25 protein-coding genes and 2 tRNA genes are annotated in these 23,792 nt (G+C 64.4%); 11 read left to right on the top strand and 16 right to left on the bottom strand.

Annotated features, from left to right (window positions below; all coding sequences use genetic code 11):
- Nucleotides 1-54: 54 nt before the first annotated feature.
- Nucleotides 55-1,200 (bottom strand): D-alanyl-D-alanine carboxypeptidase family protein, encoded by a 1,146-nt coding sequence (locus ACX3OZ_RS05765; protein ID WP_459093806.1) that lies wholly within the window; start codon nt 1,198-1,200, stop codon nt 55-57.
- Nucleotides 1,201-1,446: 246 nt separating this feature from the next.
- On the opposite strand from ACX3OZ_RS05765, the gene ACX3OZ_RS05760 reads away from it, so the two are divergent.
- On the top strand, nt 1,447-1,863 hold the full coding sequence (locus ACX3OZ_RS05760) for a winged helix-turn-helix transcriptional regulator (RefSeq protein WP_459093805.1): 417 nt from the start codon (nt 1,447-1,449) through the stop codon (nt 1,861-1,863).
- A gap of 7 nt (nt 1,864-1,870) precedes the next feature.
- A complete protein-coding gene (gene aac(3) / locus ACX3OZ_RS05755) occupies nt 1,871-2,650 on the top strand; it encodes an aminoglycoside 3-N-acetyltransferase (RefSeq protein ID WP_459093804.1) in 780 nt (259 codons plus the stop codon).
- Here aac(3) and ACX3OZ_RS05750 read toward each other — a convergent pair.
- The gene (locus ACX3OZ_RS05750) at nt 2,647-4,005 is read right to left on the bottom strand and encodes an MATE family efflux transporter (protein WP_459104009.1); all 1,359 of its coding nucleotides are present in this window, start codon (nt 4,003-4,005) and stop codon (nt 2,647-2,649) included. The genes aac(3) and ACX3OZ_RS05750 overlap by 4 nt on opposite strands.
- Nucleotides 4,006-4,626: 621 nt before the next feature.
- Here ACX3OZ_RS05750 and ACX3OZ_RS05745 point away from each other — a divergent pair.
- The 3 genes from ACX3OZ_RS05745 (at nt 4,627) to ACX3OZ_RS05735 (ending at nt 5,781) form a co-directional block, all read left to right on the top strand.
- Entirely contained in the window at nt 4,627-5,352 is a 726-nt protein-coding gene (locus tag ACX3OZ_RS05745) for an AzlC family ABC transporter permease (protein ID WP_459093802.1), read from the top strand.
- Nucleotides 5,342-5,650, top strand: coding sequence for an AzlD family protein (locus ACX3OZ_RS05740; RefSeq protein ID WP_459104008.1), 309 nt, complete (start codon nt 5,342-5,344; stop codon nt 5,648-5,650). The genes ACX3OZ_RS05745 and ACX3OZ_RS05740 overlap by 11 nt, the downstream gene beginning before the upstream one ends.
- A gap of 47 nt (nt 5,651-5,697) precedes the next feature.
- Nucleotides 5,698-5,781, top strand: a tRNA-Leu gene (locus tag ACX3OZ_RS05735).
- Here ACX3OZ_RS05735 and ACX3OZ_RS05730 read toward each other — a convergent pair.
- The 3 genes from ACX3OZ_RS05730 to ACX3OZ_RS05720 all read right to left on the bottom strand — a co-directional run bounded on the left by ACX3OZ_RS05730 (nt 5,782) and on the right by ACX3OZ_RS05720 (nt 6,691).
- Nucleotides 5,782-6,009: a sulfurtransferase TusA family protein gene (locus ACX3OZ_RS05730; protein WP_459093800.1), complete on the bottom strand. Its 228-nt coding sequence runs from the start codon at nt 6,007-6,009 to the stop codon at nt 5,782-5,784.
- Nucleotides 5,999-6,490: a CAP domain-containing protein gene (locus ACX3OZ_RS05725; RefSeq protein ID WP_459093799.1), complete on the bottom strand. Its 492-nt coding sequence runs from the start codon at nt 6,488-6,490 to the stop codon at nt 5,999-6,001. Before ACX3OZ_RS05725 ends, ACX3OZ_RS05730 begins: the two co-directional genes overlap by 11 nt.
- Nucleotides 6,491-6,614: 124 nt before the next feature.
- A tRNA-Arg gene (locus ACX3OZ_RS05720) sits at nt 6,615-6,691 on the bottom strand.
- 394 nt (nt 6,692-7,085) lie between these two features.
- On the opposite strand from ACX3OZ_RS05720, the gene ACX3OZ_RS05715 reads away from it, so the two are divergent.
- Nucleotides 7,086-7,895, top strand: a complete 810-nt coding sequence (locus tag ACX3OZ_RS05715) for a thermonuclease family protein (protein WP_459104007.1) — start codon at nt 7,086-7,088, stop codon at nt 7,893-7,895.
- A 5-nt stretch (nt 7,896-7,900) separates the two neighbouring features.
- On the top strand, nt 7,901-9,367 hold the full coding sequence (locus tag ACX3OZ_RS05710; protein ID WP_459104006.1) for a M48 family metalloprotease: 1,467 nt from the start codon (nt 7,901-7,903) through the stop codon (nt 9,365-9,367).
- Nucleotide 9,368: 1 nt separating this feature from the next.
- Here the strand turns inward: ACX3OZ_RS05710 and ACX3OZ_RS05705 are convergent, their stop codons facing one another.
- The 5 genes from ACX3OZ_RS05705 to ACX3OZ_RS05685 all read right to left on the bottom strand — a co-directional run bounded on the left by ACX3OZ_RS05705 (nt 9,369) and on the right by ACX3OZ_RS05685 (nt 13,329).
- Complete coding sequence (locus ACX3OZ_RS05705) at nt 9,369-9,566, bottom strand: Flp family type IVb pilin (protein ID WP_459104005.1); 198 nt, start codon at nt 9,564-9,566, stop codon at nt 9,369-9,371.
- 30 nt (nt 9,567-9,596) lie between these two features.
- Nucleotides 9,597-10,004 carry a (deoxy)nucleoside triphosphate pyrophosphohydrolase gene (locus tag ACX3OZ_RS05700; RefSeq protein ID WP_459093795.1) on the bottom strand — a complete coding sequence of 136 codons (408 nt, stop codon included), beginning with the start codon at nt 10,002-10,004 and terminating at the stop codon, nt 9,597-9,599.
- The gene (locus ACX3OZ_RS05695) at nt 10,001-10,747 is read right to left on the bottom strand and encodes a GNAT family N-acetyltransferase (RefSeq protein ID WP_459093794.1); all 747 of its coding nucleotides are present in this window, start codon (nt 10,745-10,747) and stop codon (nt 10,001-10,003) included. The genes ACX3OZ_RS05700 and ACX3OZ_RS05695 overlap by 4 nt, the downstream gene beginning before the upstream one ends.
- Before the next feature lies 1 nt (nt 10,748).
- Nucleotides 10,749-11,981, bottom strand: a complete 1,233-nt coding sequence (gene argJ, locus ACX3OZ_RS05690) for a bifunctional glutamate N-acetyltransferase/amino-acid acetyltransferase ArgJ (RefSeq protein ID WP_459093793.1) — start codon at nt 11,979-11,981, stop codon at nt 10,749-10,751.
- 439 nt (nt 11,982-12,420) lie between these two features.
- A complete protein-coding gene (locus ACX3OZ_RS05685) occupies nt 12,421-13,329 on the bottom strand; it encodes a peptidylprolyl isomerase (RefSeq protein ID WP_459104004.1) in 909 nt (302 codons plus the stop codon).
- Between the two features lie 386 nt (nt 13,330-13,715).
- Here ACX3OZ_RS05685 and secA point away from each other — a divergent pair, with 386 nt between their 5' ends.
- Nucleotides 13,716-16,445: a preprotein translocase subunit SecA gene (gene secA, locus ACX3OZ_RS05680; protein WP_459093791.1), complete on the top strand. Its 2,730-nt coding sequence runs from the start codon at nt 13,716-13,718 to the stop codon at nt 16,443-16,445.
- Nucleotides 16,446-16,550: 105 nt separating this feature from the next.
- On the opposite strand, the gene ACX3OZ_RS05675 is transcribed toward secA, so the two are convergent.
- The 5 genes from ACX3OZ_RS05675 to ACX3OZ_RS05655 all read right to left on the bottom strand — a co-directional run bounded on the left by ACX3OZ_RS05675 (nt 16,551) and on the right by ACX3OZ_RS05655 (nt 20,901).
- Nucleotides 16,551-17,168: a hypothetical protein gene (locus ACX3OZ_RS05675; RefSeq protein WP_459104003.1), complete on the bottom strand. Its 618-nt coding sequence runs from the start codon at nt 17,166-17,168 to the stop codon at nt 16,551-16,553.
- Between the two features lie 71 nt (nt 17,169-17,239).
- Nucleotides 17,240-18,196 carry a L,D-transpeptidase family protein gene (locus tag ACX3OZ_RS05670; protein ID WP_459093789.1) on the bottom strand — a complete coding sequence of 319 codons (957 nt, stop codon included), beginning with the start codon at nt 18,194-18,196 and terminating at the stop codon, nt 17,240-17,242.
- A 369-nt stretch (nt 18,197-18,565) separates the two neighbouring features.
- Nucleotides 18,566-19,519, bottom strand: a complete 954-nt coding sequence (locus ACX3OZ_RS05665; RefSeq protein WP_459093788.1) for an acetyl-CoA carboxylase carboxyltransferase subunit alpha — start codon at nt 19,517-19,519, stop codon at nt 18,566-18,568.
- 255 nt (nt 19,520-19,774) lie between these two features.
- On the bottom strand, nt 19,775-20,692 hold the full coding sequence (xerD, locus tag ACX3OZ_RS05660) for a site-specific tyrosine recombinase XerD (protein WP_459093787.1): 918 nt from the start codon (nt 20,690-20,692) through the stop codon (nt 19,775-19,777).
- Nucleotides 20,689-20,901: a histidine kinase gene (locus tag ACX3OZ_RS05655; RefSeq protein ID WP_459093786.1), complete on the bottom strand. Its 213-nt coding sequence runs from the start codon at nt 20,899-20,901 to the stop codon at nt 20,689-20,691. The genes xerD and ACX3OZ_RS05655 overlap by 4 nt, the downstream gene beginning before the upstream one ends.
- 150 nt (nt 20,902-21,051) lie before the next feature.
- On the opposite strand from ACX3OZ_RS05655, the gene ACX3OZ_RS05650 reads away from it, so the two are divergent.
- Nucleotides 21,052-21,642, top strand: a complete 591-nt coding sequence (locus tag ACX3OZ_RS05650; RefSeq protein ID WP_459093785.1) for a shikimate kinase — start codon at nt 21,052-21,054, stop codon at nt 21,640-21,642.
- Nucleotides 21,642-22,754: a 3-dehydroquinate synthase gene (aroB, locus tag ACX3OZ_RS05645; RefSeq protein WP_459093784.1), complete on the top strand. Its 1,113-nt coding sequence runs from the start codon at nt 21,642-21,644 to the stop codon at nt 22,752-22,754. Before ACX3OZ_RS05650 ends, aroB begins: the two co-directional genes overlap by 1 nt.
- A 15-nt stretch (nt 22,755-22,769) precedes the next feature.
- On the opposite strand, the gene ACX3OZ_RS05640 is transcribed toward aroB, so the two are convergent.
- Nucleotides 22,770-23,042 carry a BolA family protein gene (locus ACX3OZ_RS05640; protein ID WP_459104002.1) on the bottom strand — a complete coding sequence of 91 codons (273 nt, stop codon included), beginning with the start codon at nt 23,040-23,042 and terminating at the stop codon, nt 22,770-22,772.
- A 43-nt stretch (nt 23,043-23,085) separates the two neighbouring features.
- Between ACX3OZ_RS05640 and ACX3OZ_RS05635 the strand changes: the two genes are divergently transcribed.
- A complete protein-coding gene (locus ACX3OZ_RS05635; protein WP_459093782.1) occupies nt 23,086-23,715 on the top strand; it encodes a J domain-containing protein in 630 nt (209 codons plus the stop codon).
- Nucleotides 23,716-23,792 lie beyond the last annotated feature (77 nt).

Here is a 23,792-nt window from a genome sequence, read left to right as displayed (position 1 = left end):
CCCGGCTCAAGGCCGGGATGACACCGCGTTTAGACGAAGCGAGGGGCCAAAAACCTAGAAACTCGGGCGTGGTCGGGGGAAGGGGGCGGAGTCGGTGCTGGGCAGGCCGGGGCGCAGGTCGCCGCCGAGGGAGGCTTCGGTGGTCGGGGCGCTGAACAGCGGCAGATGCACCGGGCGCGGGCGCGGCAGGTTGATGCCGACGGCGATGCGGCCCAGATCGGTGGCGACATAAGAGCTGGCGATCACCGTGTCACTGAGAAAGCTCGGCTGGCCCTTGAGCCCCATGGGGAAGGCGGCTTCCTGGGCGGCGGTATAGGCGGCGGCTTCCTTGCCGCAGATCAGCGGGCGCATGTCGACCGGCGCGGCGCCGGGATTGTTGGCGAGGCCCAGCACGTTCTGTCCGGTCGGCGTGGCGCCGCCCGACAGGCCCTTGAGCAGCAATTCGGCGGTCCGCTCATTGCGGTCGCGGCCCGAGGCGCCGCCCAGCACCACGGCGAGCAGGCGGCGGCCATTGCGTTCGACAGTGGTGACGATGTTGAGGCCGGAGGCGCAGACGAAGCCGGTTTTCATGCCGGTTGTGCCAGCAAAGCTTTCCAGCAGCTTGTTTTCCGACTTCAGCGCCTTGCCGTTGAGCATCACGGTGCTGGTGCCGAAAATCGGCAGATATTGCGGAAAGCTCTGGCGGATATAGAGCGACAGGATCGCCATGTCGCGGGCCGAGGTCACCTGGGCCGGGTCGTGCAGGCCATTGGCATTGGCGTAATGGGTGGCGGTCAGCCCCATGCGCGAGGAGGCTTCGTTCATCATGCCGACAAAGCTGGCCTCGTCGCCGCCCACGGTTTCGGCGATGGCGGTGGCGATGTCATTGGCCGATTTGACCAGCATCAAATACAGCGCGTCCTGCAAGCTCACTGCACTGCCCACCGGCAGGCCGGATTTGGACGGCGCCTGGTTGAAGGCCTTTTTGGAGACGACCACCGGGGTGTCGAGCGTGACCTTGCCCAGAGCGATCTGCTCGAAGGCGACATAGGCCGTCATCATCTTGGTGAGCGACGCCGGGTGCCAGGGCTGGCCAGCCTCCTGGGCATAGAGCACGTCGAAATTGTCCATATCGACCAGCAGCATCGGATTGGCGCGGGCCGGCGCCAGACTCAGCAGGGCCAGCAGGACGACAAGGACAAGACGGCGGGCAAACAGCAACGGACACGGCTCCAGGGTGGGGGAAAGGCGCCCCTTCTTAGCAGCGCGGCGCCGTCACCTCAATGGAAGGGGATGGCTGCTGACGGGGTTTTGAAGCCGGCTTTTGAAGCCAGCATCGGCTGGCAGCATGCTTGTGGTTTTCTTGCGGTTTTCTCGCAATTTGCCTGTAATTTTTTGCCCCCTAGGCACAATAAGGAACTGTGTCTATATTAGTGCCTGAGTTACGCGAAATGAAAGCTATATTCCATGTCACTGCACGACACGTCCAAATCCGCCAACTGCACCGCGATGTCTGACGTGCTCAATCGCATCGGCGACAAGTGGAGCGTGCTGGTGGTGGGCATGCTCGGGCGCAACGGCACGCTGCGCTTCAATGAGCTCAAGCGCATGATCAATGGCGTCAGCCAGCGCATGCTGACGCTGACCTTGCGCAATCTCGAGCGCGATGGGCTGGTCACCCGCACCATCTATCCCGAGGTGCCGCCGCGCGTCGAATATGGCCTGACCGAAATGGGCAAGACGCTGGATGGTCCGATCAGCAAATTGTGGGATTGGTCGGCCGAGCATCACACCGCCATCATCGAAGCCCGTTCCATCTATGACGCCCGCGCCGATGCGGTGGCTGCTGCCGAGCCGCGCAAGGTCGCCTATGTCAATGGCTGAGTGAGCCATGGTCTGGACGCGGTCGGCGCTGGCGCAACAGCTCACCGCACTGGGTCTGCGACCCGGCGATGCGGTGCTGACCCATGCCGGGCTGCGGTCGGTCGGGCCGATACTGGGCGGGCCGGATGCCCTGATCGCGGCGCTGGGCGACGCGGTCGGGCCCGACGGCACCATTCTGGCCTATTGCGACTGGGCCTATGATGATCGCGACTATCCCGATCATGCCCTGCGCCCGCAGGTGCCGCCCTTCGATCCGGAGCGCTCCCGCGCCACGCGCGACAATGGCGCTTTCCCCGAATTACTGCGCACCACACCGGGCGCCAGACGCAGCGGCAATCCCGGTGCGTCCTGCGCCGCCCTGGGTGGGCGGGCCGACTGGTTCGTCGCCGATCATGCGCTGGATTATGGCTATGGCCCGCACTCGCCCTTCGGCAAGCTGGTCGCCGCCAATGGCAAGACCCTGCTGGTTGGCGCGCCGCTCGACACCATGACGCTGCTGCATCACGCCGAGCATCTGGCTAATCTGCCGAACAAGCGTGTGCGGCGCTACGAGGCGCCGATGCTGATCAATGGCCGCAGTGTGTGGCGGCATTTCGAGGAATTCGACACCAGCGATCCGGTGGTCGATGGCCTGGCCGACGATTATTTCGCCGATGTGGTGGACGCGTTTTTGGCCAGCGGGCAGGGCAGGCGCGGCCAGATCGGCCACGCCCCGTCGGTGTTGGTCGACGCCCCGGCCATCGTCGCTTTCGCGATCGACTGGCTGGAGCGCCGCTTCAGAGCCTAGATCAGCGCGACGATCTTTTTGCGCTTCCACACGAACTGATACCAGCTCGCCTGTAGCACCAGCATCATGGTGAAGCTGGCGGCATAGGCGATCCAGATGCCGGTGAGGCCGAGGCTGGTCTGGCTGAGCCAGATCGCGCCGGGCAGTTCGATGAACAGGATACAGGACAGCGACAGCAGCATCGGCGCATAGACCGTGCCGCTGGCGCGCATCATGCCCGAGAACACCACGCTCCAGCCGAAGCAGAGAATGCTCCACAGCACCACATGCAGCAGGGTTTCGGTCAGCTCGATCACTTCGGGATCGGTGATGAACAGCGCCACCACATGCTGGCTGAACAGATAGGCCAGCACGATCAGCCCGCCGGTGATGATCAGATTGAGCAGCACGGCAGTCTTGGCGATGGTGCCCAATTGCTGGGTCTGGCCCGCACCGATGGCCTGGGCGGCAAAGATCGAGGCGGCGATGCCGATCGACATGGCGGGGAACTGCACATAGCTCATCACCTGCCCCAGCGCGCCATAGGCGGCAGTGGCGTCCGAGCCAAAGCGGTTGACCAGCCCGATCACGACGATGCCGGCGATGGACGAAATCACCATCTGCATGCCGGTCGGGACGCCCAGCTTGAGGATCAGCCCGAGCAGCTTGAAGTCGGGATGCAGCATGGCGCGCAGCAGCACCGCATCGGGCGCCAGCGGCATATTGCGGATCCGCATATAGAAGAACAGGAAGACCAGCACGGTGAGGAAGCCGGAGATCATCGCCCAGGCCGCAGCATTGACGCCCAGCTGCGGCAGGCCGAACCAGCCCAGGATCAGTGCCGGGGTGACCAGCAGGCTGACCACCATCGACATGATCAGCGAGAAGAGCGGGGTGATGGTGTCGCCGACGCCGCGCAGCACCGAGGTGACCACGAGGAACATGAAAAAGCCCGGCATGCCGATCAGCACGATGCGCGCATAGCCCACCGACATTTCGCGGATGTTTTCCGGGGCGCCGAGCACGGTCATGATCTGTTCGGTGAGCAGCCCGCCGCCCACCGCAACCAGCGCGCCGAGCACCAGGGTGGCGAACAGCGTGGTGCCGGCCACCTGCTTGACCTTGTCGACATTGCGCGCGCCCCAGGCCTGACCGATCAGCACGGTCGAGCCGGCCGACAGGCCAATGACGAAGCTCATCAGGAAAAACATGATGGGGAAGAAGGTGGCGGTGGCGGCCAGGGCCTCAACGCCGATCATCTGCCCGATATAGATGGAATTGACCGTACCCGAGAGCGCCTGCAGAATATTGGAGGCCATCAGCGGTATGAGAAACACGACGAACCGCTGCCAGAGCGGCTTGGATTGGGGGTTCATTTGAACACTCCGAAGAACCTCGACAAAAAAGAGCGCCCCGACAGGGGCCCCGGGAACAGCGCAACGCTGAGAAAATTTCAGGTCGCTGCAGGGACCGATTTACACCCTCATGGCGGAGTGCAGGCTGGACGGGCGCTGGAGGCGTGGCAATGACACGGCGCAGTTTCTACGCTTGAGGGTGGTGGGCGTCAACGCGTTTTGCGGGCGTGTGGGCGGGGGCGCGGAGGCTGGGGCCCCACCCCCTCCCAGCCTCCCCCATCTAGGGGGAGGTGTCTCTCCACTCGCGTGGCACGATCCCGTCACGACCACTGCGCGGTACCTCCCCCTTGAAGGGGGAGGCTAGGAGGGGGTGACGGAGCGCCCCGATATCGTGGCTCCCATCCCCCACCCTTGATCCCTCCCCACAAGGGGGAGGGAGACGATGAACACAGACACCTCAGCCAGCGCCTCCCTCCCCTTCGATGGGGAGGGAATGAGGGTGGGGTGGGGCCACACACACCGATGAGTGGACAAGCCCAATCCACCCTTATCACCGCCACCAATCGCTCCCATCACCAAGTGTCATCGCCCCAGGCGCGAAAAGCTGATGCGTTCGCGGCGCGCTGCGGCTAAGCATCAACCATGTCCACGATCACCGCCGCCCCCGCTGTCCGCTTTTCCGACCAGTTCTATGCCGGCGCCCGCGCCTGTATTCCCGTCGTCATCTCGGTGGCCGCCTATGGCATTGTCTGGGGCGTGTTGGCGCGCGGCACCGGGTTGAGCCTGCTGGAAGTGATCCTGATGAGCGGGCTGGTGTTTGCCGGCTCGGCGCAATTCGTGGCGCTCGATCTGTGGAGCGCGACGCCGTCCAGCCTGCCGATCGGCCCGCTGATCATCGCTGCGCTGATCGTCAATCTGCGCTATCTGCTGCTGACGGCGACGCTGCGGCCCTTGTTTGGTCCGCATGAACAGGTCAAGGGCGCGCTGATCATGGGCATTGTCTCGGACGAAACCTGGGCGATGACCGTGGCCGAAATGGCCAAGGGGCGCGGCTCGGTCGGGTTTTTGCTGGGCGGCGGCGTGCTGGCCTATTGCTGCTGGATGGCCACCACCGTCATCGGCCATACGCTGGGCTCGGCGATTGACGATCCCAGTCGCTATGGCCTCGATTTTGCCTTCACCGCCACCTTCCTCGTGCTGCTGCTCGGCATGTGGAAGGGCAAGGGCGATCTGGTGCCGTGGATCGTGGCGGCGCTGGCGGCCATTATCTCGGCCAAGCTGATCGAGGGCAGCTGGTATATTCTGATTGGTGGCGTGGTCGGCAGTCTGGCCGGGGCCATCGCCGAAAGGCTGCGCCATGCTCACTAGCACCGAAGCCCTGCTCGCCATCGCCGGCATGGCGCTGGTGACTTTCATGGTCAAGGCCGGGGGCTTGCTGCTGGCCAATCGCCTGCCGCGCGACGGCTTTGCCGCGTCCTGGCTCAAGCATATTCCCGGCGCGGTGCTGGCCTCGCTGGTGGCCCCGGCTCTGGTCACCGGCAGCGCCGCCGAAGTCATCGCCGCTGCCATCACCGCCGGGACCTATGTCATCACCCGCAATCTGCTGGCGTCGATGGCGGCCGGCGTCCTCGCGGTTTATCTCGTACGACTGTGGCTGCTAGCGTAATCAGCCTGTTGCAGCGCAACCCGACCTGGGTTAGAGAGCTTTCCCGTGCCCCTCTGGCGGAATGGTAGACGCAGAGGACTCAAAATCCTCCGCTGCGAGGCGTGCCGGTTCGAGTCCGGCGGGGGGCACCATTATCCCACTATAATTGCAAACTGCAGCACCGTGCCCTCGGTGCTGAGCGTGCAGTCGTGGCCGTGCTGGCGGCAGTAAAGCGGGATATCCACCTTGGCCATCGGGTCGGTGGCCAGCACGAGCAGGGTTGCGCCGGCGGGCAGGCCCGCAAGACGCTTTTCCATTTTCAGCACCGGCAGCGGGCATTTCAGCCCGCGTGCGTCGATGATGTCGGGCTCAGTCGCCAAGGACAAGAACCCAGTGGATGCCGTAGCTCGAGGTCGGGTTGAAGGCCATGGCGAGGCCGGCCTTGCCGGCCGTGGCGCGCAGGCCGACGGCGTCGGCGGGGTTGTTGCGCCAGCCCGAGAAGGTCTCGGCAAAAGTGGCGTAACCGGCGCTGAGCTTCATCACCGTCAGGCCCTGCGGGGTTTTCGGCGGGGTGCCGGTCTGGGCATATTGATTGGCCAGCGCCTGGGCGGTGCCGTCGAGCGCCGCGTCGGAGGCCAGAGCCGGCAGGCCGGCGGTGGCGCGATAGGCGTTGATCATGCCGATGGCCTGGGCCTGGTCGAGCCGGGCGCCCGGCTGATCCATGCGGGCCGACAGAGCCGGCGCCAGCGCCGTGGCGCTGCTGGCACCGCCGCCGCCCATGCTGCAGGCGGAAAGGACAATTGCCGCCAACACGGCGGCGAGCGGCGCAAGGGCCGGCTTGAAAGAACGCAGAGCGGTCATGAGTAAATCCTGAGACAAAGGGCCGTGGCCAATTATGGGCCGAGCAAGGCCAAAAGATGGTTGCCCCCTCTATAACCGCCAGACACCTGCCAGCGGCTTAACGCGATCTGGTGCTGTCGGGAGGTGGTGATCTCGGCGGGATTCGAACCCACGACCCCCGGATTAGGAATCCGGTGCTCTATCCAACTGAGCTACGAGACCACGCCGGACGAAATACCAGCAAGGCCGGATGGTGACAAGGCGAAGCGGCGGCCTTCGCCGCGCTTCTTGCTCAGGGGCATCCCGCCCAATCGCCGGATCCCCTCTCCCCTTGTGGGAGAGGGACAGACCTGACGCGTTCAGCGGCAGGTCAGGGTGAGGGGGCTGCGCTCGCCTATGTTTTGATGTCGGCCGAAGAACCCCCTCATCCGCCCTTCGGGCACCTTCTCCCACGAGGGGAGAAGGGGGGCTCGGTGGGCGACCACCATCCCGCACCACGCCCCGAGGGTGACGCGCGGTAGGCGGGGCAATGTGCGTCTTCACGGCGTGAAATCGGCGTTCATGATTTTTTGCCGTATTTGGGTGCATGGTTAGGGAAGTCTTTCCGGGGCCTGATTTGTTCACCTCCAGTCTCGTTCGCCTTGCTGCGCTTGCGGCCCTGTCTTCGGTGTCGGTGGCGAACCTTGCCTGCGAACAGCTGGCGATGGCGGCCTGTGGCGTGGTCACGGCGGTCACCGATGGCGATACGGTGATTCTCGATGATGGGCGGGTGGTGCGGCTGATCGGCACGCAGGCGCCCAAGCTGCCGCTCGACCGGCCCGATTTCGTCACCTGGCCGCTGGCGCCCGAGGCCAAGGCGGCGCTGCAGGCGATCGCCCTCAACCAGAAGGTGCGGCTGGGCTATGGCGGGGAAACCATTGATCGCTATGGCCGTAGCCTGGCGCATCTGTTCATCGACACGCCGGACGGCGAAATCTGGGCGCAGCAGGTGATGGTGGCGCAGGGGCTGGCGCGGGTCTATTCCTTCCCCGACAATCGCGCTTGTCTCGAATTGTTGTTGGCCGCCGAAGGCCGGGCCCGCTTGGGCGGGCTTGGCATCTGGGCCGATCCCTATTACAGCGTTCGTGCGGCGGACGCGCCCGGCGACCTCCTTGCCCGGGCCGGCCATTATGAACTTGTCGAAGGTAGAATCCTGCTGGCCGATAAAACCGGCGGGCGGGTCTATCTCAATTTCGGCCGGTTCTGGAAGGAAGACTTCACCGCCGTGATCGAGGCGCCGGCTTTGCGGCTGTTTGCCAAGGCCGGTATCGACCCGCTGGTGCTGGAACAGGCGCTGGTGCGGATTCGCGGATGGGTGGACGACCGGGATGGTCCACGCATTGAAATTACGCATCCCGAACAGATCGAGGTTCTGGCTAGGCAATGACGGGCATGGGGCATATCGCAAAAATTTTGCGCAGCGGCGTGCTGGTGGTGTCGCTGCTGGCGCTTGGCGCCTGCACCAGCCTGACCGGGACCAATGTCGCGGTCAGCCAGACCGGTGACAATCCGGCGCCGGCCGTGGTGCCGGCTGGTACCGAACCCGATGACGTGGTGATCGGTCGCCGCGAGCATCCGCGTATCATCGCCGCCTATGGCGGGGTGTATTCCGACCGGCCGGCCGAAATCATGGTGGCCCGCATTGTCGGCCGCCTGCTCGCTGCCGCCAGCCAGCCCAATGCCCAGTTCCAGGTGACCATTCTCGACAGTTCCGAGGTCAATGCCTTCGCGCTGCCGGGCGGCTATATCTATGTGACGCGCGGTATCCTGGCGCTGGCCTCCGATACCAGCGAACTCTCCGCCGTACTGGCCCATGAAATTGCCCACGTGACGCTGCGCCATGCCCGCGCGCGCACCAATCGCACCCGCACCACCCAGATTGTCGACCGCGTCATCACCGGCGTCTTCGGCGGCGATACCTCGACCGACGCCACCGCCAACCGCACCCGCGAATCAATGGCGGCCTTCAGCCAGAATCAGGAGCTGGAAGCCGACCGTGAGGGCATCAAATTTGCCGGCAAGGCCGGCTATGACCCGCAGGCGGCGGCGCGCTTCCTCGGGGTGATGAGCCGTTTTGCCAGCTTCTCGGCCGGCGAAAATGGCGGGGAAGGGTTCTTGTCGTCCCACCCCTCGACCCCGGCCCGCATCCAGAAGGCGCTCGATACCGCCAAAACCATGTTCGGCCAGGCCCAGCTGGAGACGGACCGCGCCGGCTATCTGGCGTCGATTTCCGGGCTCACCTTTGGCGACAGCCCGGCGCAGGGCTCCATCGTCGGACGGCGCTTCATCCATACCGCGTCCAAATTCACCTTCACCGTGCCCGACGGCTACACGCTGCAGAACTCGCAGAGTGCAGTGGTCGGCGTCGCGGGCGACGGCGAGGCGGTGCGTTTCGACAGCGCCGATGTGCAGGCCAATGTGGGGCTGGCGGATTATCTGAAATCGGGCTGGATCGCCGGGCTCAAGGCCGACAGCGTCAAGACGCAGAGCTTCAACGGTATCGAGATGGCTTCGGGCCTGGCCCAGACCGACCAGTGGTTCTTCCGCGTCTCGGTGATGCGGCTGGATGGCCAGGTCTATCGGTTCATTTTTGCCGCCAAGAGCGACAGCGCCCGCTTTGCCCAGGGGGCCGACGCCACGCTGCAGAGCTTCCGCCGGGCCAGCGCCGCCGATCTCGGCCAGGTGCGCAAGGTGGCGCTGCGCGTCGTCACCGCCAAGGCCGGCGATAGTGCCGATTCACTGGCGCGACAGATGGCCGGGCTCAGTCGCGGCAGCGAATTGTTCTATATCATCAACGACCTCTATCCCGGCGACAGCGTCGTAGCCGGGGAGAAATACAAGGTCGTGGTGCTGCAATAGCCTAGAGCTTCTTGGCCTGATCGCCGATGACGTCGGCGGCGCCGCCGGTGCCCGCGCCCATGACGACGAACAGATTATTGCCGACGGCGGCAAAGGTGCCGGCAATGGCGACAGCGATCAGTGTGCCCAAGAGGGCATATTCGATGGCGGTGGCGCCGGCTTCGTCGCCGATAAAGGATTTGATCGTCTCAACCAGCATGCGCGCCCCCCGGCCGGCAAGGTTATCGGACTAGAGCAGATCGCATAGAGCGGCGATCAGCGGTTCGTCCGCCGGTGGCATGGCATAGTCGCGCAATTTCTGCGGACGCACCCATTTGAGGGCCGTATGCTCCCGCGCCTCCGGCACGCCCTGCCATTTCCGGCAGGCGTAAAGTGGCATCAACAGGTGAACATTGTCGTAAGAGTGGCTGGCGAAGGTCAGCGGCGCCAGGCACGCGGTCTTGGTGGAGATGCCCAGCTCCTCCTCCAGCTCGCGGATCAGCGCTTCTTCCGGGCTTTCCCCCGGCTCGATCTTGCCGCCGGGAAATTCCCACAGCCCGGCCAGATTTTTGCCCTCGGGGCGCTGGGCGATCAGCACGCGGCGATCCGCATCGATCAGGGCGCAGGCGACGACGAGCAGCAGTTTGTGGTCGCTCATCGGGCCCCCGGAATGCGATAGCTGTAGTCATATTGATGGGTATAGCCGAGACCGGCATAGAGCGCCTTGGCGGCAGCATTGTCGGCCTGCACATTGAGCGCCGCAATGGTCGCGCCTTTGCCCCTGGCCCAAGCCAGGCCGCTCTGCATCATGGCGGCGGCCAGGCCCTGGCGGCGGCGCGTGGGGTCGGTCACCACATTGCCGGTCAGCACAATGCCATCGGCGACGGCCATCAGGCCGGAGGCCACGGCTTGCCCATCGCGAAACAGCACCACGCCGGTAGCCGGCACGGCAAAGGCGGCCAGCACCTTGCTCATTTTGGCCGTGACCTCGTCGCTGAGGTCCGACAAATGCTGCTGGGCAGCCAGGAACACCGGATCAAGCACGCCAAGGCATTGCGCCTCGGCGTCCGGCGCGTGTTCACCCAATTCCATGGCCAGCAGATGGCTGGCGTCGATGCTTTGCCAGCCGGCGTCGTCGAGGGTTTCGTTGAGGTCGGGGTTCGACAGCGGCGTGATGCGGAACACCGGCTTGAGCCCGCGGATCACCATCCAGGAGCTGGCCGAAATCACCCGCAGATCGGCATCCTCGCCGTCTTCGGGATCAAAGCACTGCACCGAATTGGCCCGTTTGGTGTAGCCGCCGGCGGCTCGCCTTACCCAGCCGCCGTCCCATTTTTCTTCCAGAGAGGGCCAGGCGCGCAGGCTGGCCCGCTCGAAGGCTTCGACGTCGGGCAGGGCCATATCAGCTCCGGTAATCGCCATTGATGGTGATGTAGCCATGGGTCAGGTCGCAGGTATAGACCGTCGCCGCGCCGTCCCCGAGCCCCAGGCTGACGGTCAGCTCCAGCTCTTCGCCCTTCATATAGGCGCTGGTGGCGGCTTCGTCATAGCCATGGGCGCGCTCGCCATTGCGGGCCACCACCAGATCGCCGAAGCGGATAGCGAGGCGGTCGCGGTCGGCTGGCTCGCCGGCCTTGCCCACGGCCATTACCACGCGACCCCAATTGGCGTCCTCGCCGGCAATCGCGGTCTTGACCAGCGGGCTGTCGGCAATCACCTTGGCGATGCGGAAGGCCGAGGCGTCGGTGGTGGCGCCTTCGACATGGATCGACACCTGCTTGGTGGCGCCTTCGCCGTCGCGCACCACCTGGATGGCCAGATCGAACAGCACGTCCTTGAGCGCCTCGCCAAAGATTTCGGCGCGCGGATCATCGAGGCTGGCAATCGGCTCGACCCCGGCCTTGCCGGTGGCAAAGGCCAACAGCGTATCGGAGGTGGAGGTGTCGCTGTCGACGGTGATGGCGTTGAAGCTGGTCTGCACATGCTGGGCCAGCAGCGCCTGCAAGACCGGCGCGGCAATCGGCATGTCGGTGACGACGAAGCTGAGCATGGTGGCCATGTCGGGCGCGATCATGCCGCTGCCCTTGGCGATGCCGTTGATCTTGACCTCGACGCCGTCGATCTCAAGGATCGCGCCTGATAGCTTGGGGAAAGTGTCGGTGGTCATGATGGCCTTGGCCGGGCCCATCCACGGGCCATCGCCGAGCTGGGTCGCCATGGTGTCGAGCACGCCGGCGAATTTACTGGCATCGAGCGGTTCGCCGATGACGCCGGTCGAGGCGAGGAAAATTTCGGATGGGGTGCAGCCCAGTGCCTTGGCGGCATAGTCGGCGGTCAGCTCGACGCTCTGCTGGCCCTTGGCGCCGGTAAAGGCATTGGCATTGCCCGAATTGACCACCAGCCCGCGCGCCACGCCGCCCGGCAGATTGGCCTTGCACCAGTCGACGGCGGCCGACGAGCATTTCGAGCGGGTCAGCACGCCAGCGGCGACGGTGCCCTCATCAAAGGCCATCAGCAGCACATCGGTGCGGTTTTTGTATTTGATGCCCGCTTCGGCGGTGGCAAAGCGCACCCCGGCAATGGAAGGCAGGTCCGGATAGGATTTGGGAGCGAGCGGGGAAACCGGGATGGCCATCTGCAGGTGCCTTGTGGGAGATGAGTTCAACGCCCGGTGTGCCCCAAACATGCGGCATTCGCAAGACGGGCAGACGTGCCGCCTGTGGGCGGCTTGATCCGAGGGGGCAGGGCTTGGGGAAGTGGAGAGCCCTCGGGTCAGGCCCGACGGCTGGGGGTGGTGGGATGGCTTGAGCACAAAAGCCGCAGTCGACACCCTCCCCCTTGCGGGGCTTCGAGCCGGCCGAAAGGCAAAATCGCTCCAATGGAGCGATTTTAGGTGAGGAGGCCATGAGGGCTTTGCCCGAATGGCGATCAAGGGTGGGGGTGGTTTGGTCCCGGTGATCGGGGCTCTCGTACCCCCACCCGGCTCGATGACGGGCTTAGCGAAGGGCTAAGTCCTATCTCGCTCGCCCTCCCCGCAAGGGCGAAGGTGAACCCGGTGGGTGTGGCCGGAGGCCTTACTGCGCGGCGGCTTCGCCTTCGGTCTGGGCGTCGACGGCGGCCTTGAGGGTGGCGTCGGGGATGTCGATGGTGACACCAGCCATCAGCCGCTCCACGGTCTCGTCAAAGGTGGTCATCAGCAGCTGCTGCTGCAGCTGGCCGGCGACTGCCTCGAAAGCCGGGGCGGACGACTGGCGCTTTTCTTCGAGGCGGATGACGTGCCAGCCGAACTGGGACTGCACCGGATCGGAGACCTGGTCGATCTCGGTCATGGCATAGACAGCGGCCTCGAACGGCGCGACCATCATGCCCTTGCCGAAGAAGCCAAGATCGCCGCCATTGGCAGCACCCGGATCAATCGACTTTTCCTTGGCGACGGCAGCGAAATCGGCGCCGCCATCCAGCTCGGCCTTGACTGCCTTGGCTTCGTCTTCGGTCGGTACCAGGATGTGGCTGGCGCGGATTTCCTCGGCGGGCACGAAATCGGCGACGAATTTGTCGTAGGCAGCGCGCACGGCTTCCTCGGTCACCGCATTGGCGATGGTGTCGGCGAAATAGGCGCGGCGCAGGGCGCGTTCCTCAAGATATTTGAGGCGCTGCTGGAACAGCGGGGTATCGGCCATGCCGGCGTCCTTGCCGGCCTTGGCCATCACCTTCATGTCGATCAGCACGCGCAGCAGGAACGGCTTGCGCTGGTCGGGGGGCATCTGGCCGAGTTCCTGGGTCAGGTCTTCGGCAGCAAAGCTGAGATCGGCCTCGGTGATCGGCTCACCGCCAACGGTGGCGACCACCGTTTCAGGGGTCACAGCGGCGGCTTCGACAGCGGGCGCGGCCTCCTGGGCCAGGGCCGGCGCCAGTGCGGTGCCGGCCAGCATCAGGGCCAGAACGCTGGCAGTGCGGGCAAGGCGCGAAGAAAAAAGCATCATCGTTCGGTCTCCTGGGCCGGCGCTGCTAGGCGCCAGGCGAAATTGTTCTGCGACATGCGCTCCGGAACCGGAGTCCGGCGCGGGGCAATGGCCTCAGCTCACATGGCAACGGGGCCAAAATGTGCCGCGTCGCGCCTTGTGGGCAATCTCTGACCGGAAACCCTGTCTCTACCGGGCTTTCCGGCAGGGGTAGGGAGGTGTCGCTGATTTCGGCGACGTTGACAAGACAGGGGTGCGCTCTTACATCTCACCCGCTTTTTCCGTCGTCTGGCGGACACCAGAAATTCAAAAGCCCGAAAGGCTTTCTCATCGCGCCGACGTGGCCGAACGGGTCCCTTCCGCACCCTCTCCAGCTCTCCGCGATGAGCCATTTAAGGACCTGATATATGGCACTGGCTTCACTCGCTCGTCGGATTTTCGGGTCACCGTCCGATCGGCACGTCAAGCGGTTCCAGGGCCGGGTCGCCGCGATCAACGCGCTCGAGCCGGAACTGGAAAAGCTCAGTGATGACGCCCTGCGCGCCCGCACCGCCGAATTCAAGGCGCAACTGGAACAGGGGGCCGATCTCGACGATTTGATCGTGCCGGCCTTTGCTACCGTGCGTGAAGCCTCCAAGCGCGTGCTCGGCATGCGCCATTTCGACGTGCAGCTGGTTGGCGGCATGGTGATGAATGAGAGCGGCATCGCCGAGATGCGCACCGGTGAAGGCAAGACGCTGGTGGCGACCTTGCCGATGTATCTCAATGCCCTGACCGGCAAGGGTGCGCATCTGGTCACCGTCAACGACTATCTGGTCAAGCGCGACGCCGCCTGGATGGGCCAGATCTATAATTTCCTGGGCCTGAGCTGGGGCGTCATCGTCCATGGCATGACCGATCCCGAGCGTCAGGCCGCCTATGGCGCCGATATCACCTACGGCACCAATAACGAGCTGGGCTTCGACTATCTGCGCGACAATATGAAATATACCCGTGCCCAGATGGTGCAGCGCGGGCATGAATTCGCCATCGTCGACGAAGTCGACTCGATCCTGATCGACGAGGCGCGCACGCCCTTGATCATTTCGGGCCCGTCGGACGACCGCTCCACGCTCTACACCACCATCGATGCGCTGATGCCGATCATCGAAGAGGGCGATTTCGAGCTGGATGAAAAGCAGCGCGCCGCCACCTTCACCGATCAGGGCATCGAAAAGCTCGAAGCCAAGCTGACCGAAGACGGGCTGCTCAAGACCGGCTCGCTCTACGACATCGAAAACGTCGCGCTGGTGCACCATGCCAATTCGGCACTGCGCGCCCACAAGCTGTTCCGCAAGGACAAGGATTACATCGTCCGCAACGACGAAGTGGTGATCATCGACGAATTCTCCGGCCGCATGATGCCGGGCCGCCGCTATTCGGAAGGCCTGCACCAGGCGCTGGAAGCCAAGGAACACGTCAAGATCCAGCCGGAAAACCAGACGCTGGCCTCGATCACCTTCCAGAATTATTTCCGCCTCTACAAGAAGCTGGCCGGCATGACCGGTACGGCGGCGACCGAGGCCGAGGAATTCGCCGACATCTACAAGCTCGATGTGGTGACCGTGCCGACCAACGTGCCGGTGGCCCGCAAGGATGACGAAGACGCCATCTTCCGCACCGCCGAGGAAAAATTCAACGCCATCGCCGATCTGATCAAGGAATGCCAGGAGCGCGGCCAGCCCGTGCTGGTGGGCACCACGTCCATCGAAAAATCGGAAATGCTGGCCGAAATCCTGCGCACCAAGAATGTTGGGCAGATGAATGTGCTCAATGCCCGTCATCACGAGCAGGAAGCCTTCATCGTCGCCGATGCCGGCCTGCCGGGCGCCATCACCATTGCCACCAATATGGCCGGTCGCGGCACCGACATTCAGCTTGGCGGTAACCTCGAAATGCGCATCCAGCGCGAAACCGAGGGGCTGGAGGGCGAAGCGCGCGAGGCCAAGATCGCCGATATCAAGGCGACTATCGCCAGCGACAAGGCCAAGGCGCTGGCTGCCGGCGGGCTGATGGTGATCGGCACCGAGCGGCATGAAAGCCGCCGTATCGACAACCAGCTGCGTGGCCGTTCCGGCCGTCAGGGCGATCCGGGCCATTCGGCCTTCTTCCTGAGCCTGCAGGACGATCTGATGCGCATCTTCCCGGTCGACAGCATGGATTCCATGCTCGGCAAGCTGGGGCTGGAGCAGGGCGAATCGATCACTCATCCCTGGGTGAGCAAGGCCATCGAACGGGCGCAGGGCAAGGTCGAGGCGCGCAACTTCGACATCCGCAAGAACATCCTCAAATACGATGACGTGATGAATGATCAGCGCAAGGTGATCTTCGAACAGCGCATCGAAATGATGGATGCCGAGGATGTCAGCGAGACCGTGGTCGAGATGCGCCATGACGTGGTCGACAACATTGTCAGCAAGGCGATTCCGCCGCGCTCCTACCCCGAGCAGTGGCACGTGGAACAGCTGACCGCTGCCGCCAAGACCTATCTCAACCTCGATGTGCCGGTCGCGGCATGGGTGGCTGAAGAAGACATCGATCCCGAGATGATCACCCAGCGGCTGGTGGAAGCTGCCGATGCGCATGCCGCCGAGAAGGAAGCCCGCACCATCGTGGCGATGGAAGCAGCCGGCTCACCCAATCCGGGCGTGATGCGCCAGGTGGAGAAGTCCATCCTGCTGCAGTCGATCGACGGGCTGTGGCGCGAGCATCTGGTGACGCTGGACCACCTCTCCAAGGTGGTGGGCTGGCGCGGCATCGGCCAGCGCGATCCGCTCAACGAATACAAGCAGGAAGCCTATGAGCTGTTCCAGGGCCTGCTCGCCAATCTGCGCGAGCTGGTGACCACCCAGCTCAGCCATGTCGAATTGCAGCCGCGTCCCATGACCCCGCCGGTGCCTGATCTCAGCCGCCTGCAGGAAACCCATATCGATCCGCTGACCGGCGAGAATGACGTCAATGAAGGCAATGGCCTGGCTTCGGGCAGCGATCCGGCGCTGGCCCCGATCGACCCCAAGCTACTGGTCGGCGTGGCGCGCAACGCCCCATGCCCCTGCGGCTCGGGCAAGAAGTTCAAGCATTGCCACGGCGCGTTCTAGGCGCTGGTGGACTGAAATGACGAAGGCCCGGAGCGATCCGGGCCTTTTTTATTGCCAGTATGTGGGCTCCTGCGCCCCCTCTCCCCTGAGGGGAGAGGTGAGCCCTCAGCAGGTCACGCGGATCTCGGCGAAGCCGGTCATGCCGTTTTCGCCGGCGGAGACGACGCCGATCATGCAGGCGGTGCCGGGCAGGCCGATATTGCCGCCGGCGGCGATCACCGTGCCGTCGGCAAGCGAGATGAAGCCATTGTCCACCGCACCGATCGCCACCGTGCCGGCAACGCCGCAGACCGGGTAGCTGTCGCCGGCCGCCACCAGGAACCTTGTGCCGGTGGGCAGGCAGTCGCCGGCATTGGCGGGGGCGGTGGCATTGGGCGCGGCCGGCAGCTCGGGCAGCGCGGTCTGGACCGGGCTGCGCCAGTTTTCTTCGAGGATGGCGAGGCGATTGGCCAAATCCTGCAGGCTGGCTGCGTCGGTGCCCGAGGGTGTGCCCTGATGGCGGCCGAACAGCTCAAGGCTGAGGCGGAACTGGGCGATATCGGTGGAGAGCCGCATGATGTCGCGCTGGGTTTCGCCATAGACCCAGGCGCTGGCCCCCAAAGCGGCGACACCGACCAGCCCGACGACAAAGCTCAGCAGCGTGCCGCGCGGCAGGCGGCGGCGCGGCCGCTTGCGTTCAGGCGGCGTCTCCGCCTTGACCTCGACAGTTACCGGCTCTTCCAAGGCGAATTATCTCCCTATGGGCAGTCGGGTCTGGATCGGCGCAGATTACGGCTTCGGTATGGTGCCGGCGCCTACTGGCGCTGCGGCGGGGCCGGGGGCTTGGGCGCCGGCTGGCCGGAGATCACCGGGGTGACATTGGCGTCCTTGCCGCCAAAGACATTGCCGATGCCGCTGAAGAAGCCGCCAATGGCCTCGCCCCGCTGTTTGGCGGCGGCCAGGGCCGCTGCCTCGCGCTCGGCCTCAAGCGCCAGCCGTGCTGCCTTCTGGGTCTCGCTTTCGACAGCGGAGACGAAGGCCATTTCGTCGGCCTGCTGCTTTTGCGCCAGCGCGGCATTCTGCACCACGGGCGGGCAGGCCCCCATGGGGTTGAGCGCGCCGCCGCCGATGGCGTTAAAAATATACTGCCGCTCGCACACATCCCAGGCCGGCGGTGTCTTGGTCAGCTCGAACAGATCATAGCCTTCCTTGATGTCCTTCCAGAAGCTGATGTGCTGGCTGCCGGCTTGCTTGGCCAGATTGCCGGCGGTCATGCGGAACGGGAAAATCTGCAGCTGAAAGCTGGAATTGCCGCCCTTGAAGGTTTCGCGGGCCAGCGCATAGATTTCGGCGATGCCTTCATCGGTCATGGCGTAGCAGCCGCGCGATGAGCAATCGCCATGCACCATCAGATCGGTGCCGGTGCGGCCCCAGGCGCGGTCGAACTTGTTGGGAAAGCCGGTGTTGAAGGAGAGGTAATAGCTCGACTTCGGGTTCATCAGGCCGGGCGTGATCGTATAGAAACCCTCGGGGCTCTGCCGGTCGCCTTCCTTGATCTTGGGGCCGAGATCGCCGGAATAGGCGCAAATCTCATAGGTCTTGAACAGCTTGTAGGTGCCGCCAGAGGTGCGCTTCCACACTTCGAGCGCCTGCTCCTGCTTGAAGATGCGGATGACCATGGCTTCGCCGGCCGACGAGCCCATATTGCGCAACCCGGCCTGGGTCACGCCCGACAGCGGCTGGTTATGCCGATTGTCGTTGCTTTTGGACATGAAGCCGCCACAGGCAGCCAGGCTCAAGGCGACGACAAGCACGACAAGAGTCGAACAGATTTTGCGGAGAACGATGGCGGTCACGATTGCGGCCCGATGGTCGAGGAACAGGTCCGGACCCAATAGGGGCCGTTGGTTACCGCAGCATGAGTTTTGCTGGTGAATTAAGCCTTACCACGGCGCTAAAATGCCCGGAAGCCGGCTTATCTCACGCAGATGTGTGGGGATATAACCTCTCCCTTCGGGGGAGAGGTCGGCGCGCAGCGCCGGGTGAGGGGGCCTTGACCCGCACCACACCCAGAAAAGGCCCCCTCACCCGACCCAAGAAGGTCGACCTCTCCCCCAAGGGAGAGGTGAAGAGGCGAAGCCTTAAAGCGTCGTGCCGATGGCCAGGAATTTTTCGCGGCGGTGTTCGCGGGTTTCGAGGCGACCCTTGCCGGAGAAATCGCTGAGGAAGCCGGCGATGGCGTTGCGGGTGGCGTCCATGATGACTTCGTGGTGGCGATGGGCGCCGCCGGCCGGCTCGGGGATGATGGCGTCGATGACGCCAAAGCCGAGCAGGTCCTGGGCGGTGATCTTCTGGGCTGTCGCCATGTCCTGCGCCCGGGCCGCGTCGCGGAACAGGATCGAGGCGCCGGCTTCGGGCGAAATCACCGAATAGATGGAGTTTTCCAGCATCAGCACGCGGTTGGCCACGGCGATGGCAATGGCGCCACCTGAGCCGCCTTCGCCGATGACGATGGCGATATTGGGCACGCCCAGTTCGAGGCATTTCTCGGTCGAGCGGGCAATCGCCTCGGCCTGACCGCGTTCCTCGGCGCCGATGCCGGGATAGGCGCCGGCGGTGTCGACAAAGGAAATCACCGGGATGTTGAAGCGGTCGGCCATTTCCATGATGCGCACGGCCTTGCGGTAGCCCTCGGGGCTGGCCATGCCGAAATTATGCTTGAGGCGGGTTTCGGTGGAGCTGCCCTTTTCCTGGCCCAGAATGGCGACGGACTGGCCGTTGAAGCGCCCGAAGCCGGCCTGCAAGGCCGCGTCTTCGCGGTATTTGCGGTCGCCGGCCAGCGGTGTCCATTCGGTGATCAGCTTGCCGATATAGTCGGAAAAATGCGGCCGCTGCGGGTGGCGGGCCACCTGCGTCTTCTGCCACGGGGTCAGCTTTTTATAGATCTCGACCAGCGCCTCTTCGGCGCGGCTGGAGAGTCGGTTGACCTCTTCGTCGATCGACACGGCCTGATCGGTTGCCGCCATCGCCTTGAGTTCGGCGATCTTGCCTTCAAGATCGGCGACCGGCTTTTCGAAATCGAGATAAGACTGCATCCCACCCGCCTGCTCAAGCCGCATGCGACCAAGGATCGCCGGCTTTCGGTTTCTTTTTTGTCGCAAGACCGTTGCGAAACGCCGGTATCCGGCATTTCGGGCCTTGCTCTGAGGGGGCTATGCGGCCCCGAAGTGCTGGGTCGCTGCTGTTGCGCCCTAAAGTGGCCGGAAAGTGGCGTTGGCGCAACGCTGAGTCAAGGGTTGGCGGCATTGGGACACAGGAAAGCGCCCTGTTTTGTCGCCGCGCCGGTGAAACTAGCCCTCCGCCAGCGGGTGATGGGTTTCGACCAGGGTGCGCAGTTTTTCGTCCAGCACATGGGTATAGATCTGCGTGGTGGAAATATCGGCGTGGCCGAGCAGCATCTGCACCACGCGCAGATCGGCGCCGCCGGCCAGCAAATGGCTGGCAAAGGCATGGCGCAGCACATGCGGCGCCACCCGGGCCGAACTGATGCTGGCGCGCGCCGCCAGTTCCTTGAGGTCGCGGGCAAAGACCTGCCGGGTGAGATAGCCATCGGCGCCGCTGGCGGGAAACAGGAAAGGGGAGCCGGGCTCCAGCGTTGCCACATAGGTCTTGATGGCGTCGCGGGCACGGTCATTGAGCGGCACCACGCGCTCCTTGCTGCCCTTGCCGATTACGGTGAGATAGCTGGTGTCGCGCATCACCGCCGAGCGGCGCAGGCTGACCAGCTCGCTGACCCGCAGGCCGGTGGCATAGAGCAGTTCGAGCAGCACATAGAGCCGCAGCGCCGCCGCCGCTTTGGGCGGGGTAGCTTCGGCATTGGCCTCGGCTTCCGCCGTGCTCAGCAACAGGTCGACCTCGGCGATGGACAGCACTTTGGGCAGCGCCCGCCGGCTTTTGGGGCTGGCGACGATGCGGGTCGGATCATCGCCCCTGATGCCATCGGCGCATAAAAACTTGTGGAATTGGCGGATCGCCGACAGCCGGCGCGCCGAGGACGAGGCGGAGAGCCCGTCATGCTTGAGCCGGTCGAGATAGGCGTTGACGGTGTCGCGGTCCGTGGTCAGCAGATTATGCTGCCTGCCGGTGACATAGCCGGCATAGTCGGCCAGGTCGCGGCGATAGGCGGCGATGGTGTTTTTGGCCGCGCCGCGTTCGGCGCTCATCATTTCGAGAAACGCGTCGACCAGATGGCCGCCAGCCTGGGTCATGGGGTGGCCGGCGCTGTTGCAGGCTCCTCGGCGGGCGCTGCGGTGCCCGGCAGGGCCGGCTGGCCGCCCGAGAGCAGGTCACGGGCCGGGATGCGGATGGTCACTTCCTTGGGCGTCGGTTCGACAAAGGCGATCAGGGCGATCATGCCGGCATAGACCAGGCCGGCCAGGAACAGCAGCGTGATGATGAGGCGGATCAAAGTGGGCATGAGCAGTCCGGCTGACAGATTTGTTTGAAGCTTGCGCGTAAATGCTTTCGTTTCCGTAAGGCTAACGGTTTGCGTCGGGTTTGGCTCGCAAGTTCTTGACAGGGCGGGTGCGGGCGGCTTGATAGCCCCCCAGTATCAGGGAGCCTTTCGTTGAACCGACCCGACGCGGCATCGCGGCACGCCCGCGCCGAACGCCTGTCCCAGCGCCTTGCCGGCACGCCCTTGGTGCTGGTTGGCATGATGGGCGCCGGCAAGACCACGGTGGGCCGGCGCTTGGCCGCCCGCATCAACCGCCAGTTTCTCGACAGCGATGAAGAGATCGAAAAAGCGGCGCAGATGACGATTCCCGAAATCTTCGCGCAGCGCGGCGAGCCCGAATTCCGTGCCGGGGAAACCCGCGTCATCGCCCGGGTGCTCAAGGATGGCGGCGTGGTGCTGGCCACCGGGGGCGGGGCGTTCGTCAATGAAGAAACCAGGGCGCTGATCAAGGCCGGGGCGATTTCGGTCTGGCTCAAGGCCGAGATCGATATCCTGTTCGAGCGGGTGTCGCGCCGCAGCAATCGCCCCTTGCTCAAGACCGCCAATCCGCGCGCCACGCTGGAAAAGCTGATCGAGGAGCGCTACCCGATCTATGCCGAGGCCGACGTCACCGTGGTCTCTCGCGACGTGCCGCAGGATGTGGTCGCCAGCGACGTGGTCGATGCCGTGCTCGCCTATCTCAAACGCCAGGAGCACCGCTGATGCCCGCAATTTCCCACACCGTTCACGTCGCTCTCGGCGAGCGGGCCTATGACATTCTGATCGGCGATCACCTGCTCGACGACGCCGGGGCGATTCTGGCCGAGCGCTTTCCCGGCTGCCGCTACGGCATCATCACCGACACCAATGTCGCTGAGGCGCAATTGCCGCGGCTGTTGGCCTCGCTCGATGCGGCCGGGCTCGGGCACACCGAAATCGTGCTGCCGGCCGGCGAATCAACCAAGTCCTGGACGCTGCTGGGCGAGGCGGTCGAAGGGATTCTGGCGGCGCGGCTGGAGCGCGGCGATCTGATTATCGCTCTGGGCGGCGGGGTGATCGGCGATCTGGCCGGCTTTGCCGCCTCCATTGCACGGCGCGGCATGGATTTCGTGCAGATGCCGACCTCGCTGCTGGCGCAGGTCGATTCGTCGGTGGGCGGCAAAACCGGGATCAACTCGCCGCATGGCAAAAATTTGATCGGCGCCTTCCATCAGCCCAAGCTGGTGCTGGCGGATCTGTCGACGCTGGATACGCTGAGCCCGCGCCAGTTTGCCGCCGGCTATGCCGAGGTGGTCAAATACGGGCTGATCGACGACGAAGAGTTTTTCTTCTGGCTGGAAGCCAACCAGGCCGAGATTTTCGCCGGTGGTCCGGCGCGCGGCGAGGCCATTGCCCGCTGCTGCGCCCACAAGGCGCGGGTGGTGATCGAGGACGAAAAGGAGCTCGGCGTCCGGGCCCTGCTCAATCTCGGCCACACGTTCGGCCACGCGCTGGAAAAAGACACCGGCTATTCCGACCGGCTGCTGCATGGCGAAGGCGTCGCTATCGGCATGGCGCTGGCGCATGGTTTTTCGGCGAAACTGGGCCTGGCGCCGAGCCAGGATACCGGGCGGATCGTGGCGCATTTGCAAAAAGCCGGGCTTCCCACCATATTGGCCGACATCCCCGGCACGCTGGGGTCCACCGAAACCTTGATGGCGGCCATCGCGCAGGACAAGAAAGTCTCGCGCGGGGCCCTGACTTTTATTCTGACCCGCGGCATCGGGCAGGCGTTTATCGAAAAGAATGTCGATCCGGCGGCGGTTGCCGCGTTTATCGAGGATATGCGGGGCTAGCCCCGCTCGATTGCCTCAATACGGTCCTCCGACCGGCAGTACATCGATGGCCAGGGCATGCACCCGGCCCTTGAGTTCGGCGTCCAGCACGTCCATGACAGCTCGGTGTTGCGCCACGCGGCTGAGCCCGTCAAAATGACAGGTCGCGATTCTGACACGAAAATGGGTTTCACCACCCTCGCGCCACCCGGCGTGTCCGAAATGCTGGTTCGATTCATCGATCACAGCGAGGAAAGCGGGGGCAAATTCGCTGGTGAGCTTGGCGGTCATGGTGTCGGTAAGGGACATTACGGCGGGCTCTCTAATTGGTTCAGGCACTTAACTAGGCGCAATGAAACTGCAATCCAAGATCTTCGACACCATTCGCATCAAGCCGCGCCGGGAAGAAAAGCCCGCGCCGATCGAGCACGTCTGTGAATGGGAAGGCTGCGAGGCGGCAGGCAATTATCGCGCCCCCAAGGGCAGTCGTAACGCAGGCGAGTATCACCATTTCTGCCTGGAGCATGTGCGCCACTACAATACGGCGTTCAATTTCTTCGCCGGCATGGAAAAAGAGGAATTGGACGAGGCGCTGCATGCCCCGCCCAAGGCCGAGTCGCGCTCCAGCTTCGCCACCGGCAATCCCGGCGTGCGCGGCGCCCGCGCTGCGGCCACCGCCGGGATGCGTCCCGGCGACCGCTATGGCGATCCGTTTGGCGTGTTTGCCAAATATCGCCACCGCCAGTCGCAGAAGCCGGCTTCCGAGCGCGTCCGCACCCTGCATGAGCAGGATCGGCGGGCGTTGGAAACGCTGGGCCTCGTGGGTCAGGCCAAATCGGACGAGATCAAGCGCGCCTACAAGACGCTGGTCAAAATCCACCATCCCGACGCCAATGGTGGCGACAAGGCCAGCGAAGAGCGGCTGCGCACCATCATCGCCGCCTATAGCCATCTGAAGAAAACCGGCTTCGTGCTCAAGTAGTCTTGCCGTGTGAATGGCTACCGCCACCGTCACAATGCTGCTATAGAGCCCGCGACTTTTATTCCCGCCCGCCTCGA

The sequence above is a fragment of the Devosia sp. A369 genome, assembly GCF_054489345.1.
This window is presented reverse-complemented; position numbering and strand designations above follow the sequence as displayed.

Coding starts and splice junctions, on each gene's coding strand:
- ACX3OZ_RS05710 (WP_459104006.1), top strand. CDS start 7,901: ATGGGGCATATCGCAAAAATTTTGCGCAGCGGCGTGCTGGTGGTGTCG.
- ACX3OZ_RS05635 (WP_459093782.1), top strand. CDS start 23,086: ATGAAACTGCAATCCAAGATCTTCGACACCATTCGCATCAAGCCGCGC.
- ACX3OZ_RS05745 (WP_459093802.1), top strand. CDS start 4,627: ATGTCCACGATCACCGCCGCCCCCGCTGTCCGCTTTTCCGACCAGTTC.
- ACX3OZ_RS05705 (WP_459104005.1), bottom strand. CDS start 9,566: ATGCTGGTTGAGACGATCAAATCCTTTATCGGCGACGAAGCCGGCGCC.
- ACX3OZ_RS05655 (WP_459093786.1), bottom strand. CDS start 20,901: ATGCCCACTTTGATCCGCCTCATCATCACGCTGCTGTTCCTGGCCGGC.
- ACX3OZ_RS05750 (WP_459104009.1), bottom strand. CDS start 4,005: ATGAACCCCCAATCCAAGCCGCTCTGGCAGCGGTTCGTCGTGTTTCTC.
- ACX3OZ_RS05665 (WP_459093788.1), bottom strand. CDS start 19,519: ATGCAGTCTTATCTCGATTTCGAAAAGCCGGTCGCCGATCTTGAAGGC.
- aroB (WP_459093784.1), top strand. CDS start 21,642: ATGCCCGCAATTTCCCACACCGTTCACGTCGCTCTCGGCGAGCGGGCC.
- xerD (WP_459093787.1), bottom strand. CDS start 20,692: ATGACCCAGGCTGGCGGCCATCTGGTCGACGCGTTTCTCGAAATGATG.
- ACX3OZ_RS05670 (WP_459093789.1), bottom strand. CDS start 18,196: ATGTCCAAAAGCAACGACAATCGGCATAACCAGCCGCTGTCGGGCGTG.
- ACX3OZ_RS05740 (WP_459104008.1), top strand. CDS start 5,342: ATGCTCACTAGCACCGAAGCCCTGCTCGCCATCGCCGGCATGGCGCTG.
- ACX3OZ_RS05685 (WP_459104004.1), bottom strand. CDS start 13,329: ATGATGCTTTTTTCTTCGCGCCTTGCCCGCACTGCCAGCGTTCTGGCC.
- ACX3OZ_RS05695 (WP_459093794.1), bottom strand. CDS start 10,747: ATGGCCCTGCCCGACGTCGAAGCCTTCGAGCGGGCCAGCCTGCGCGCC.
- ACX3OZ_RS05640 (WP_459104002.1), bottom strand. CDS start 23,042: ATGTCCCTTACCGACACCATGACCGCCAAGCTCACCAGCGAATTTGCC.
- argJ (WP_459093793.1), bottom strand. CDS start 11,981: ATGGCCATCCCGGTTTCCCCGCTCGCTCCCAAATCCTATCCGGACCTG.
- ACX3OZ_RS05725 (WP_459093799.1), bottom strand. CDS start 6,490: ATGACCGCTCTGCGTTCTTTCAAGCCGGCCCTTGCGCCGCTCGCCGCC.
- ACX3OZ_RS05760 (WP_459093805.1), top strand. CDS start 1,447: ATGTCACTGCACGACACGTCCAAATCCGCCAACTGCACCGCGATGTCT.
- secA (WP_459093791.1), top strand. CDS start 13,716: ATGGCACTGGCTTCACTCGCTCGTCGGATTTTCGGGTCACCGTCCGAT.
- ACX3OZ_RS05700 (WP_459093795.1), bottom strand. CDS start 10,004: ATGAGCGACCACAAACTGCTGCTCGTCGTCGCCTGCGCCCTGATCGAT.